This window comes from Streptomyces sp. NPDC088254 (genome assembly GCF_044740925.1).
In the GTDB taxonomy this organism is placed as follows: Bacteria; Actinomycetota; Actinomycetes; order Streptomycetales; family Streptomycetaceae; genus Streptomyces.
This window is the reverse complement of record NZ_JBIURQ010000001.1, coordinates 704136-717232: the sequence shown is the minus strand read 5'-3', so window position 1 is coordinate 717232 and position 13097 is coordinate 704136. Positions and strand designations below refer to the sequence as shown.

General features: G+C 70.2%; 10 protein-coding genes and 3 riboswitches. Of the genes, 4 read left to right on the top strand and 6 right to left on the bottom strand.

The features are described from left to right. Positions 1–110: 110 nt before the first annotated feature. Positions 111–180, bottom strand: a riboswitch (cobalamin riboswitch). Between the two features lie 128 nt (positions 181–308). After that, positions 309–383: riboswitch (cobalamin riboswitch) on the top strand. Positions 384–508: 125 nt separating this feature from the next. Next, a complete protein-coding gene (locus ACIOC0_RS03300) occupies positions 509–1921 on the top strand; it encodes a hypothetical protein (RefSeq protein ID WP_402151760.1) in 1413 nt (470 codons plus the stop codon). A 39-nt stretch (positions 1922–1960) separates the two neighbouring features. Beyond that, entirely contained in the window at positions 1961–2881 is a 921-nt protein-coding gene (locus ACIOC0_RS03295) for a cobalamin-binding protein (RefSeq protein WP_402151757.1), read from the top strand. Between the two features lie 14 nt (positions 2882–2895). On the opposite strand, the gene ACIOC0_RS03290 is transcribed toward ACIOC0_RS03295, so the two are convergent. The 6 genes from ACIOC0_RS03290 to ACIOC0_RS03265 form a co-directional block, all read right to left on the bottom strand. Continuing rightward, complete coding sequence (locus ACIOC0_RS03290; protein WP_402151754.1) at positions 2896–3384, bottom strand: DUF4430 domain-containing protein; 489 nt, start codon at positions 3382–3384, stop codon at positions 2896–2898. A 162-nt stretch (positions 3385–3546) separates the two neighbouring features. After that, a riboswitch (cobalamin riboswitch) is annotated at positions 3547–3691 on the bottom strand. A gap of 115 nt (positions 3692–3806) precedes the next feature. Then, the gene (locus ACIOC0_RS03285; protein ID WP_402151751.1) at positions 3807–5609 is read right to left on the bottom strand and encodes an ABC transporter ATP-binding protein; all 1803 of its coding nucleotides are present in this window, start codon (positions 5607–5609) and stop codon (positions 3807–3809) included. Beyond that, complete coding sequence (locus tag ACIOC0_RS03280; protein ID WP_402151748.1) at positions 5609–7333, bottom strand: ABC transporter ATP-binding protein; 1725 nt, start codon at positions 7331–7333, stop codon at positions 5609–5611. The genes ACIOC0_RS03285 and ACIOC0_RS03280 overlap by 1 nt, the downstream gene beginning before the upstream one ends. After that, a complete protein-coding gene (locus ACIOC0_RS03275) occupies positions 7327–8160 on the bottom strand; it encodes an ABC transporter ATP-binding protein (protein ID WP_402151745.1) in 834 nt (277 codons plus the stop codon). Before ACIOC0_RS03275 ends, ACIOC0_RS03280 begins: the two co-directional genes overlap by 7 nt. Further along, a complete protein-coding gene (locus ACIOC0_RS03270; RefSeq protein ID WP_402151742.1) occupies positions 8157–9257 on the bottom strand; it encodes a FecCD family ABC transporter permease in 1101 nt (366 codons plus the stop codon). The genes ACIOC0_RS03275 and ACIOC0_RS03270 overlap by 4 nt, the downstream gene beginning before the upstream one ends. 8 nt (positions 9258–9265) lie before the next feature. Then, positions 9266–10237 (bottom strand): ABC transporter substrate-binding protein, encoded by a 972-nt coding sequence (locus tag ACIOC0_RS03265; protein ID WP_402151739.1) that lies wholly within the window; start codon positions 10235–10237, stop codon positions 9266–9268. 366 nt (positions 10238–10603) lie between these two features. On the opposite strand from ACIOC0_RS03265, the gene ACIOC0_RS03260 reads away from it, so the two are divergent. Further along, positions 10604–11779, top strand: coding sequence for a YcaO-like family protein (locus tag ACIOC0_RS03260; RefSeq protein WP_402151736.1), 1176 nt, complete (start codon positions 10604–10606; stop codon positions 11777–11779). Then, positions 11776–13095 carry a TfuA-like protein gene (locus ACIOC0_RS03255; RefSeq protein ID WP_402151731.1) on the top strand — a complete coding sequence of 440 codons (1320 nt, stop codon included), beginning with the start codon at positions 11776–11778 and terminating at the stop codon, positions 13093–13095. Before ACIOC0_RS03260 ends, ACIOC0_RS03255 begins: the two co-directional genes overlap by 4 nt. Positions 13096–13097 lie beyond the last annotated feature (2 nt).

Sequence of the window (13097 nt, the reverse complement as noted above, 5' to 3'; positions counted from 1 at the left end):
GCGCAGACGTGGCAGAGGGCTCCCGCCGGACGGGGAGTCCCCCGCAGCCGGAAGCTGGTCGCACCACGCCGTAGTCCGCGACGGCGTCTGTAGCTGAAGAACACGCTCCAGGCATTCCGGCTCGCTCGGCAGTGCCGGGCCTACGGTTGCGGGTCAGCGCCGGACTTCGACCGGCTTCCCCTGGAACTTATTGCGTATCAGCGGGATTTGAGCACGGTTCACAGACTCCGTCAAGGTGGACCACAGGCCGGTCGGGGCGACGCTGGCGGGTCGGTTGCGCGTCGGGTACCGTCCCGGACTGCCGAGTGGGGGAACCCGGTGGGAGTCCGGGGCTGACGCGCAGCGGTGTGGGACGGCGGGGGCCGACCCGAGCCCGAATGCCCAAGCGGTGAAGTGCTTTTGGAAGCCGATCCACGCGTTCCGGACGGCGGCCAGACCCGCTGCTCCCCGGGACGTCAGAGGCCCGCGCACCGGGTCCGGTCGGCGTCCTTCACCCAAGGAGCAGGCCATGCCCCGTCCGCTTTCCTACCGTCGCCCCGCCCTCATAGCGGCAGCCGCGCTCGGCGCGTTCACTCTCACCACGCTGCCCGCGGCGGCCACCTCCACGCCGGCCCAGATCGCCACATCGAAGACGAACGGCGTTGCCTACCTCAAGTCGCTGCAGGCGGCGGATGGTTCGTACGCCGGCTCGGGACTCTCCAACGAGTGGGCGTTCAGCGCGTTCGCCTCGGCCGGGACCGCCGCGGTGGACGTGGCGCCCGGTGGCGACACGAGCAAGAACGCGAGAACCGTCTACCGCAACCTGCTGTCCACGGCGGGCTGGCCGTCCTCCTCGCCCGTCGTCACCGACTACGAACGCGCCACGCTGAACGCCTACGCTGCCGGCATCGACCCCGCCCGGGTGTCCGCATCCCGCAACCTGATCGCCGACATCTACGGCTACTGGCAGACCGCCGAACCCGGCTACATCGGCCCCTTCGCCAACTTCAACGGCACCGTCTTCGCCGCCCTCGCCCTGAACGGTGCGAAGACCCAGTCCGGGCAGGCCCGCATTCCGCAGGCGCTGCGCGACGCGGTCGTCACCCGCCTCCGGGCCAACCAGCACAACGACGGCGGCTGGAACTACAGCAAGGCCGAGGGCAACCCCAGCCAGCTCGCCGCCGCGAGCGACATCGACATGACCGGAGCCGCGATGGCCGCCCTGTGTGTCTCCGGGGTGCCGAACACCGACACCGACATAGTGCAGGCCAAGGCGTTCCTCAAGAGCAAGCTGGTACCGAACAGCGGTGCCTTCAACGCGATGTTCGGCGTCAACACCGACTCCAACGGCTGGGCCGTCTCCGGCCTGAACGCCTGCGGCATCAACCCACAGACCGGTGACTTCCTCACCTCGATGGGCAAGACACCGGTGGACTTCCTGATCGCTCAGCAGTTCAACCCGGGCGGTGGCTTCAAGTACCTGCCCTCCGACACCGCGCCGACGGCGTACGCGTCGATCGACGGACTGCGGGCCGTGGCCGGCGGCGGCTTCACGGCTACCCCGCCGGTTCCCACGACTCCGGGTGCGCCGCAGTGGGTGGCCCAGTCCTCCCTCACCTCAGGTACGGCCACGAAGCTGGCGCTCACCGTGGACGACGGCGCGGGTGGCCTGAAGGTCTGCTCCGTCGCCCTCACCCCGGCCGGCTCGACGACCACGCTGGGTGCGGTCCTCGACGCGGCCACGAGCGCCGCCACGCCGTCCGGCTGCGTCACGAGTGTCACTCCGTCCTCCGGCACCGGAATCATCACCGCCGTCAACGGCAAGGCCAACAGCGGATCCAACACGTGGAAGGTCAGCATCGACGGCTCGGCGTTCACCGCCGCCACGCGGGGCACGGTCGTCGGCGTCGGTGACACGATCGCCGTACGCTGGGGCGCCTGACACCAGTCCTGTCGGCGCGGCGGGACCCAGAGTCGAGGTATGCGCATCGTCTCCCTGCTGCCCGCCGCGACCGACATCGTCGCCGAACTCGGACTGACGGACCAGCTGGTCGGCCGCACCCACGAGTGCGACTGGCCACCGGGCGAGGTCGCGTCGGTACCCGTGGTGACCGGCGCGGACCTGGACCAGGAGGCACTCACCAGCAGGGAGATCTCCGACGCCGTCGGTGGCTCGGCGCACTCCGGTTCGTCGTTGTACACGCTCGACACGGAAGCACTCGCGACCCTGCGCCCCGACGTGATCCTCACCCAGGATCTCTGCGACGTGTGCGCCGTCTCGTACGAGAAGGTCAGCCGCACGGTACGACTGCTCGACGCGGACACCCAGGTCCTCAGCCTGGAGCCGCGCACACTCGACGACGTCCTGGACTGCCTGGTCACGGTGGGCGAGCTGCTCGGCGTACGCGGGCTCGCCGAGCAGAAGCGGGCGGCGATGGCGGCCCGCCTGGACCAGGTGCGCGCAACGGTCGCAGGACGTCAGCGGCCGCGCGTGGTAGCGATCGAGTGGCTCGACCCGCTGTGGCCCGCCGGGCACTGGGTGCCCGAGCAGGTCACGACGGCCGGCGGTGAACCTCTGCTCGCAAGGCCGGGCGAGCACACCAAGCCGATGACCTGGGAGGCGGTGCGCGCCGCGCAGCCGGACGTGGTCGTTGTCCTGCCGTGCGGCTTCCCACCCGAACGCACGCTGCGGGAAAGCACGTTGCTCACAGGGCTACCGGGCTGGCCGGATCTGCCCGCCGTACGGTCCGGCCGGGTGTGGGTGCTGGACGGCCCCGCCTACTTCAACCGCCCGGGGCCACGGGTGGTGCGCGGAGCCGAGGTACTCGCCCATGTCCTGCACAACGTACGGACCGGAGAGCCGGTCACACCGGCCGAGGCACGTCCGTTCCCTGACCGGTGACGAAGGAACAAGGGTCAGAACGCTGTCCAGGTGAACGCCACCTTGTCGCCGGCGTTCAGCTTGAACTGGCAACCGCCCACCGGGGTGGACGTGCCGTTGACCGAGATGTTCCAGTAGGCGCTGCCACCACCGCTCACGTTCTTGATGGTGTCGACCGAGTAGTCGTCGAACGACGCGTACCAGGTGCCGTCCCAGGTGAAGTGCCGTTTGCGTGCAGCGTCGTCGAGGGCCGCGGTCGGCGTCGGCACGGCGGAGGGGTTGGCGCCGCCGTTGGTGCCGTCGCATCTGTGCGTGCCACCGGTCGCGGTGGTGACCTCATGACCTCGGGTTCTGATCTTCCCCTTGAACAGCAGGCCGTCCGGGCCCTGCACGGTGAGGGTCACCTTGACGGGAGCGTTCGTACCGGGCGTGCTCTCGGCCTGGGCAACCGCCGGAGCGGAGGCGAGCGCGAGTCCGAGAGCGGTCGCGGCGATCAGGCTGCGGCGTGCGGATGTACGGTGCAAGGCTGGAGCCTTCCTGATGGGGTGGCCCGCAGCCCATCGCCGTGCGGACGGAAATCACCGGAGCGTGTGGTCCACCACCGTGGTGTACGACGGCTTGACGGCACCGACCCAGTGCGACCCGAACGAGGCTCTCGGCTTCGCGCTGCAGACCATGACAGTGGGAAGCGGTTCACGGCACGCGCCGGGTATCCCGACTCACGGCCCTACGGCCGCACACGGTTGCAGGTCAGCGCCGGACTTCCACCGGCTTCCCCCAGTCGCGCGCCTATGCGGTTGTCGTGCTGACGGCTCGCGTGTACCAAAGCACAGGCGAACTGCCCTCATACTATGGCGATTCGACGAGCCCACATCGGACTTTCTGATATTGGCTGAATGACTGCCCGCAATGACCATGCGCCGCGGTCGGGTGACGGCACGCTCGATCACACACTTCGCGCCACTCGTCCCTCAGCCGGGTGGTGCGGCTGCTCGCTGAGCAGGCGCCGGTAGTGCGTGCAGCGGGCGAGAAGTTCGTCATGGGCACCGATATCGATGACCTGGCCTTCTGCGAGGAGGACGACCGTGTCGGCGGCGCGGAGGGTGGAGGGACGGTGCGCGACGACCAGGGTGGTGCGGTCTGTCCCAGTAGTGCGGAGCGCGCGGTCGACAGCCGCCGCGCTTTCGGCATCCAGGTTGGAGACGGCTTCGTCGAGGACGAGGACGGGGGCTTCGGTCAGCAGCGCGCGGGCGATGGCGATGCGCTGGCGTTGTCCGCCGGAGAGGTGCGCGCCGCGTTCGCCGGCCTGGGTGTCGTACCCGTTCGGCAGGTCGTCGACGATGAAGTCGTGGGCGTGGGCGGCACGGGCGGCGCGCTCTACTTCCGCGTCGTCGGCGTCGGGGCGGGAGACGCGGATGTTGTCGCGGATGCTCATGTTGAAGAGATACGTGTCCTGCGGTACCGCGACGATCAGCCGGTGCAGCAGGGACAGGGGGAGAGTGCGCAGGTCGTGGCCACCGACGCTGATCGTTCCGGTGCCGGGATCCCAATGGCGCAGGAGGAGCGACGCGCAGGTGCTCTTGCCGGCGCCGGAGTGGCCGGCGAGTGCGATCGTGGATCCGGCGGGGAGGGAGAAGGACACGCCGTGCACCGCATCCGGCAGGTCGGGGGCGTAACGGAAGCAGACGTCTTCGAAGGTCACGGTGGGCTCGATCGCCCCGCTCGGTGTGGCGTTCTCGCTCGACTGGTCGGTGACGTCCGGCCGTGCGGTGACGATGTCGGTGAGACGGGTGGCCGCGGCTCGGACCGAGGCGAGTTCGCGCCAGGTGTCGACCAGGGTCATCAGAGGGAGGAAGGTGAAACCGCCGAGGACGGCCGCGATGGGGATCCGGCTCGTCTCCAGGTGGCCGTTGTGGACGAGGGCCAGGGAGGTGAGCAGGACAGCGACGAGGCCAACGGCGGCGATGGCGTCACCAGCGGCCTTTTCGATGCCTCCGCGCGACCGGTGGGCAAGGGTGGCTCGGCCCAGCTGCATGGTGGCCTGGCGCAGGCGCTCGATCTGCGTCTCCTGGCGGGCGAAGACCATGGTCTCGGCCAGCCCCTGCACAGCGTCGACGGTTTCCGCGGCGGCTTCACCGGTGGCCTCGCGCATGCGTCGGCCCTGGTCGGCGGAGCGACGACGCAGCCAGAACGGCACGGTGGCCATGAGGATGATCGCGGGGAGCAGCGCTGCGCCGACCATCGGGTGCAGGACGAACGCCGCGATGAGGCAGGCGGGCGGTACGGAGCCGGCGACGACAAGTGGGCTGAGGCTGTGGGCGAAGAACAGCTCGAGGAGTTCGACGTCGGCCATCGCGGTGGCTCCGATGTCCCCGGAGCGACGGCGCAGCAGGTAGCCGGGGGTGAGGGCGGCCAGGGACCGGTAGCAGCGGTCGCGCAGGTCGGCCAGGACACGGAAGGCGAGGTCGTGCGCGAGGTAGGACTCGGCCCAGGCGGCGAGGACCTTGGGGAGGACCAAGGCGGCCAGGAGCCATAGGGCCGGCGTGAGGTCGCCGGGAGCCGCGCCGGACAGCGCCCTGCCGATCAGGTGAGCACCGACGAGGGCCGCGGTGAGGGCCAGAGCCTGGTCGAGCAGTCCACAGCCGATGGCGCCGAGCAGGCGTGCGCGTTCAGGTCGCAGCAGTGTGCGAAGGGCGGCGCGTTGACCTTGTGGTGCGGTGGTCGTCTCGGATCCGGACGTGGAGGTCATCAGACGGCTCCCTCGCGCTGCCGGGCGATGAGTCTGGCGTAGGCCCCGTCCCGGCTGAGTAGCTCGGTGGGTGCGGCGGCTTCCGCGATGTGCCCGTCGGTGAGGACGACGAGGTGGTCGGCGCCTGCGACGGTGGACAGCCGATGGGCGATCACGAGGACCGTGCGTCCGGCACGGAGTTTCTCCAGAGCGTCTACGACGGCCTTTTCTGCGGCGATGTCGACGCTGGACGTGGCCTCGTCGAGGATGAGCAGCGGTGCGTCGGAGACGAGAGCCCGGGCGACGGCCAGGCGCTGACGCTGCCCGCCGGACAGGCGCATGCCGCGTTCGCCGATGATCGTGTCGTAGCCGTCGGGCAGGGCGGTGATGAAGTCGTGGGCGTGAGCGGCGCGGGCCGCGTCCTCGATGTCACTGCGCGAGGCCCCCGCACGGCCGAAAGCGATGTTGTCGCGGACAGTACCGTGGAAGAGGAACACGTCCTGGGAGACGACGGCGATCCGTGCGTGCCAGTCGGCCAGGGGCGTCTCACGCAGGTCGAGGCCGTCTGCGGTGATGGTGCCGCGGTCGGGGTCGGCGAAACGCAGCAGCAGACGTGCCAGGGTGGACTTTCCGGCGCCGGAGGGGCCGACCACGGCGGTGGTCGTTCCAGCCTCCAGGGTGAGGCTGACGTGGTCGAGGGCCGGGCTGTCCTGGCCGGGGTACGCGTAGTGGACGTCGTCGAAGACGACTCGGGGTGCCGTGTCAGGGTCGGCAACCCGCAGTGTCCCGCTGTCGGCGACCGTCGGCCGGGTTTCGAGCAGTTCACGGATCGCCTCGTGGGCGGGCAGGGCCGTCTGTCCGGCGTGGAAGGCCGTCATGAGATCGGTCACCGGGCGGAACGCCTCGCGGGACAGCAGCAGGACGGCGAAGACGGCGGACAGGCTCAGGCTTCCGGCGGCGTACTGCCAGGCTGCCAGCCCGACGGCGGCGGAAGTGCCGAGGGCGGCGAAGAACCCGACGAGGCCGGCGGACACGGTGGCGATCTGCGTGAAGCGGAGCGAGGAGCGGTAGAAGTCCCAGGCGCTGCGGACGAGTCGGGTGGCGAAGGGCTGGTGTGCCCCGACGGCCTTGAGCGCGGCCAGTCCCTGTACGGCGTCCAGGTAGTCGGCGCTCAGGCCGCGCCAGCCGCGCATGTAGTCCGTTCTCAGACGGCGTACGCGGTGCCGCAGCAGCCGCGGCGTGGCTCCGGCCAGGACGGCTGTGACTGCCACGAGCAGGGCCACGTGCGGGTCGATCGCGGTGAGAACCGCGACGATGCCCACGAGACCGATGACGGAGATGAGCACCTGGGGCAGGAAGATGCTGACGAACCGGTCCAGGGCGTCCACGCTGTCCTGGAGCGTGGTGAGCACGGCTCCCGTGCGTTGCCTGGTCGTGTAGCCGGGACCGAGGGTGATCAGATGCCGGTACAGACGCAGCCGCAGTGCCGTCTTGACGTGCTCGGCGCCGCGCGCCGCCGTGACCTCGCGCGCCCAGGTCAGGGCCGCGCGTACGGCGGTCAGAGCGAGCGCGCCACAGCAGGCCACGACGGCCCCAGTGAGATCACCGTGCAGGCCACGGTCCACGGCGAGGGTCAGCAGCAGACCTTGCCCGATGTAGCAGGCGGACACCGCCACTCCGAGGGTGACCGACGCCGCGAGCCATCGGTACCCGGGCCGGGCGTGGGCGAGCAGGGCTGTCAGCACGCGGGTTCCTCCTGCGAGGGGTGGGCGACGGCCGGCATGCCGGAGGTGTCCAGGGGCTCGCACCACAGACCGTGCCGCCCGGGAGCGATCTCGACCTGCCGTGCGCGAACGCCGAACACCTCGGCCATGAGAGGTGGCTGGAGCACCTCCCGGGGTGGGCCCGCCGCGACGACCGTTCCTCCGGCGAGGACGCACAACCGGTCGCAGTAGCGCAGCGCCAGGTCGAGGTCGTGGACGGCGAGTACGGTGGTGACGCCCAGCTCCCGCACGGTGAGGAGTGCGTCCAGCTGGTGTCGTATGTCGAGGTGGTTGAGGGGTTCGTCGAGGACGAGGACCCGGGGCTGCTGGGTCAGGGCGCGGGCCAGCAGCACGCGTTGGCGTTCGCCGCCGGACAGGGTGCCGATGTCACGGTCGGCGAGCCCCAGCGCTCCGACCCGGCGCATGGCCTCCTCGGCGATCCAGTGGTCCCTTGCGGTGGGGTTCTCCCAGGTGCGCAGGTAGGCCGTACGACCGAGCAGGACGACCCGGCGGACCCGCAGCCCCGAGATCGGCTCGGACTCCTGGGGGAGCGCGGCGGTCTGGCGGCCCGACGTTGCGGCGTCCATGGCGAGAAGGTCGGCGTCGTCCACGAGCACCGTGCCGGTGTCCGGGGTGAGGGCCCGGTACAGGCAGCGCAGAAGGGTGCTCTTGCCGGCTCCGTTGGGCCCGACCACGCCCAGCACCTCGCCGGCGTCCACACGTAGGTCGATGTCACGCAGCACGGGGACACCGGACAGCGTCACATCGAGTCCGTCGATCGACAGCCGGGCCGGCTTCGGCTCGTTCACAGTGCTCCTCCCCCGCCGAGCCCCGTGGCGGCCGAACCACCGCGTCTGATGAGCAGCCACAGGAAAACCGGGCCGCCGCACAGCGCGGTGACCACCCCCACGGGCAGTTCGGCCGGGGCGATGACCATGCGGGCCGCCAGGTCGGCCCACAGAAGGAAGACGGCGCCGAGCAGCGCGGCGACCGGCAGGACGCGAGCGTTCTCCGCGGTGCGCAGCAGTAGCCGCGTGAACAGCGGCATCATCAGACCTACGAAGCCGATCGCGCCGCTGACGGCCACCAGCGCTCCCGTCAGCAGGGAGGTGACGACGAACAGTTCGGTACGCAGCCGAGTCGGCCTCAGTCCCAGGCTGGCGGCGGTCTGCTCGCCCAGCAGCAGCGCGTCCAGGGCGCGTGCCCGCAGCAGGAACAGCGGCAGCGCGCAGAAGGTGGCCGCGGCGATGACCGTCAGAGAGGTCCAGCGAGCCCCGCCCAGACCCCCCATGAGCCAGAACAGCACCGACCGGGCTGCCTGCCCGCCGCTGTCGTCACCCACCATGACGAGCACGTTCGTGACCGCCTGCCCCACGAAGGACACCGCGACCCCTGCCAGGAGCAGACGGCCCGCGCCCGTACCGCGATGGGCGCGCGCCACGCCGAAGACCACGGCGGTCGCGGCGAGCGCGCCGGCGAAGGCGCCTGCGGACAGTGTGTAGACACCGGCCAGGGCACTTCCGGCGAGCGTGACGGTCACCGCTCCGACGCCCGCGCCGTAGCTGGTGCCCAGGACGAACGGGTCGGCGAGCGGATTGCGCAGCAGGGTCTGCAGAACGGTGCCGACCATGGCGAGGCCGGCGCCCACCAAGGCGCCGAGCAGCACGCGGGGCAGGCGGATCTGCCACACGATCGCGTCGTAGCGCAGGTCGGTGCCGGTCACCTCCTCGCCGCGCAGATGCGCCGACAGCACTCGGAGAACGGCGTCCACGGGCACCTGGAACGAGCCCAGTGCGATGCCCGCGCCGGCACTGGCTACGACGAGCACGACGAGCAGGGGAACGAGGCCGCGCGTCATGAGCCGCTCGGGTCCGCTCGGCACCGGGTCCGCCACCGCGGCGGCCATGGCGCGTGTCACCGCTGCGGGTGCAGTGTGTCGGCGATCTGGTGGGCGACTTCGGGGTTGCGCGGGCTCAGCGCTCCCAAGCCGGTCAGTCCCACGACCAGGAACCGCTTGTTCTTCACGGCGGTCACATTCCGGAGGACCGGGTCGGACCGCAGTTGCTTGATCTTCGCCTCGGCGGTGGACTGCGCGGTGAAGTAGTCCACCACGATGATGACGTCGGGGTCGCGACGGACGATCTCGTCCCAACTCGTTTCACCCCAGTCGGACTTCAGGTCGGAGAAGACGTTGCGACCACCGCCGGTCTTCACCAGGGTGTCGGCCAGCCCCTGTCCGCCGGCCACCGTCGGTGCGGTCTGTCCGGAGTCGTAGACGAGGACGTCCACCGGCTTCTCGCCTTTGACCTGCCCCCGCACCGCTTCCAGTTGCCCGTCCAGCCGGGCGTTCAGACGCCGCGCCGCCTCCGGTTCGCCGAAGAGAATCCCCAGCGCGGTGACGGTCTCGGTCAGGGAGTCGAAGGTCAGCTTCTGCCCCTTGCACTGAACGGTGAAGAGGTTGATGCCTGCTGAGCGCAGCTGGTCGGGCGGCAGCCCGTTGGCCTCGCTGAACGTGGGGCCGAAGCCACCGATCAGCACTTCGGGGGCCATGCCGATCAGGCTCTCCTTGGACGGGTACGCCTTCTCGGACAGCACGGGCACTTTGTCGTAGGCGGTCTTCAGATCGGGCCGTACCGGATTGTCCAGCAGCGAGGTGCCGATCAGCCGGTCTCCCAGGCCCATGGCCAGCACCAGCTCCGTGGCGTGCTGGTTGAGCGTCACCACGCGCGACGCCGGTTTGTCCAGCTTGATGTCCTCGCCGCAGCGCTTCATGTGGACGGCGGATGCCGCCTGATGACCGCCGCCGCTTCCGGTGTCCGTCGCGCTTCCGCAGGCCGCCAGGGCCACAGCCGCAACTACCGTCGCCAGCACACGCCTGCTCGTCACACCGATCACTCAAGCCCCCCTTGTTGCGCATGACTTGCAATAACCAAATGGTTGCAGAGAGCGGGTGTTTGAGCCAGAGTGGCGACAGGGCCCCGCACCGGGACCCCTGGCAGGGGAAGAGGAGGTGCAGCATGCAGTACTCCGACGAGGAACTGGCTGAGGTCTTCGAGGTCGAGGAGACCGACGAGGAGACCGTGGTGAGCGTCGCCCACCACACCTGATCGGCACGCCGCCGACATGAACCGGGTGCGGGGCGCACCGACCTGCCTGTCGACGTCCGTCCAGTGGATGGCGCTCCGCACCCTCCCCGCGTTCCGCACTGCAGCGATTCCGGATAAGGGTCATCGACTGACGGGGGGTTGGGCGGTGCCGACGATCAGCGCCCACACGACGGTCAAGGGGTACCGCCGCGGCACACACCGAGTGGTGTCGCCGGAAGAGACCTGGCAGCGCATTCGCACCCAGTTGCCGCGCTACGGAATCTCCCGGATGGCCGACGTCACCGGCCTTGACGACATCGGCATCCCCGTCTTCCAAGCCGTACGCCCGGCCTCTCGTACGGTCTCCGTCTCCCAGGGCAAGGGACTGAGCACTGCGGCGGCACGGGTGTCGGCCGCGATGGAGGCCATCGAACTGTGGCACGCCGAAAATCTCACCGTGCCTCGAAACAGGTACAGGGCTGGCGAACTTGACCTTCCGTATCGTCTCACCGACCTGGATCTCGCCGAAGGTTCCCTGCTCCACCCGGGCCTCCCGTTGCCCTGGCTCGAAGGCACGGGCCTTCTCAGCAGCGCATCGGTCCCTGTGCCGGAGCCCGCTGTACGACTCGACCACGCGTACCGCCCCGAGTGGACCCCTCCGCTGTTCCGTACGACCAGCAACGGCCTCGCCTCGGGCAACACCGTGACGGAGGCGACCGCCCACGCTCTGGCAGAGCTGTGCGAGCGGGACTCCCTGGCCCGGCTGCGCGCCCGGCCCCGCACCGACTGGCGGCGCCTGGACCTCGGCTCGGTCGACGACGCGGACTGTCGATGTCTCCTGGACCGCTACGCCGCGGCACAGGTGACCGTCGACGTGGTGATCGCCGACCGCCACCCCGCCTGCTTCGAGGCCCGCATCCGCTCCGAGGCCCACCCCGTCACCTACACCGGCGCCGGCTCTCACCCCGACCCGGCCATCGCCTTGAGCCGCGCGCTGACCGAGGCCGCACAGAGCCGCCTGACCGCCATCACCGGCGCCCGCGACGACCTTCCACCACTGCTCTACCGCACGGCGTCCGACCGAGCCCGAGTCAGGGAGAACCTCGGCGCGCAGGCCCTCACCTGGTGGCACGCACCGGCCGCGGACGACCTCGAAGCCGACGTCCGCGAGCTGGCAGAGGTCATCGCCGACCGCACGGGCAATGAGCCGGTCCGCGTGGTACTCCCCAGCCCGACCGGCATCCCCGTGGTCAAGGTGATCGCCCCGGGGCTCGCCTTCGACGACCGGACGAATGTCAGTGCCGGCGCTGGACAGCCCCGGACCGGCGGTGCGGTCCGATGAACACCACCCACGTCTACGCCGGGCCCTCCCTGAGCGCGTCCGCAGTGCGCCGCCTGCTGCCGGACGCGGTGGTCCATCCGCCCGTGCGGCATGGTGACCTCACGACCAGTCGGGTCGGTACGGGTGACCGTGTGGTCATCCTCGACGGGCAGTTCTTCCAGTCGGCCTCCGTACGGCACAAGGAGATCTGCGAGGTCATCGCACGCGGTGCGGCGGTGTTCGGAGCGGCGAGCATGGGCGCGCTGAGGGCAGCCGAGCTCGCCGGCCACGGCATGACCGGCAGCGGCGTCGTGTACCGCCTGTACTCCAGTGGACTTCTCGAACGCGACGACGAGGTGGCCCTCCTCCACACCGAACCCGACGCCGGATCACGCGCGCTGACCGTCGCCCTGATCTCCGTGCGCGTGCTCCTGCGCCGTCTCACCCGACACCGGCGTATCACACCCGAGGACGAGGCTCGGCTACTGGCCGCCGCCGAACGACTGCCCTTCACGGCCCGTACGTGGCGGGGCATTCTCCAGGAGGCGGAGGGCGTCTCTCGAGCAGCAGCCGATGTCGTACGAAAGACTGTGGCCGGCCCCTCCGCAAGCTGGGACATCAAGACGCAGGACGCCCACGCCCTGCTCTCCCGCCTCGCCCAGGCGTCACCGCGATCCGCCCCTCGGCCCGCCCCCGTACCGACCACGGTGCACGTGGAGAGCTGGCGACGGACTGCCGACGTCGAATCCCTCTCCGTGCTCGCCGCAGCGCAGGTATACGCCGACGACTACCCCGCCCTGCACTACCGCACTGTGCTGCAGCTGATCAGCGGCAGGCGGGACGAGGACATCCGCCTCCTCGAACAGCACGCTGCCGATGCTGCCCGACGCCGTGGGTTACTCCCCGACGCCGATCCGGCAGCATCACCCTTGGCGTACTGGCTGAGTGATGAGGAGACGACCGGGTCACGCGAGAGCGCCGCCTCCTCGATCGCACGCGCCCTGGTGCGCTCATACCGCTGGACGGGCGGTCTGGCACCGCTTCCCGCACTCGCCAACGCGGTCCGCGCCACCCCGGGCGCGGCCCGTCTCGACGAGTTGGTGAAGGAGACCGACCAGCTCAATGCCCAGCTCGCCGAACGGGGTTACGTTCTTCATCGCATATCCCGGACCGCCCTGCACCGTCGCTGCCTACAGCGCTGGAACACCACCTCGCTCGTCCCCGCTCTGTACGACCGCGGCTTCACGAGCCTGGACGATCTCGACGTACGCGCCCGGCGCTTCGCCCCGCACCTCGGCCTCGCCGACACACCCCGTCTGCGGCTGCTGAAGACCTGAAC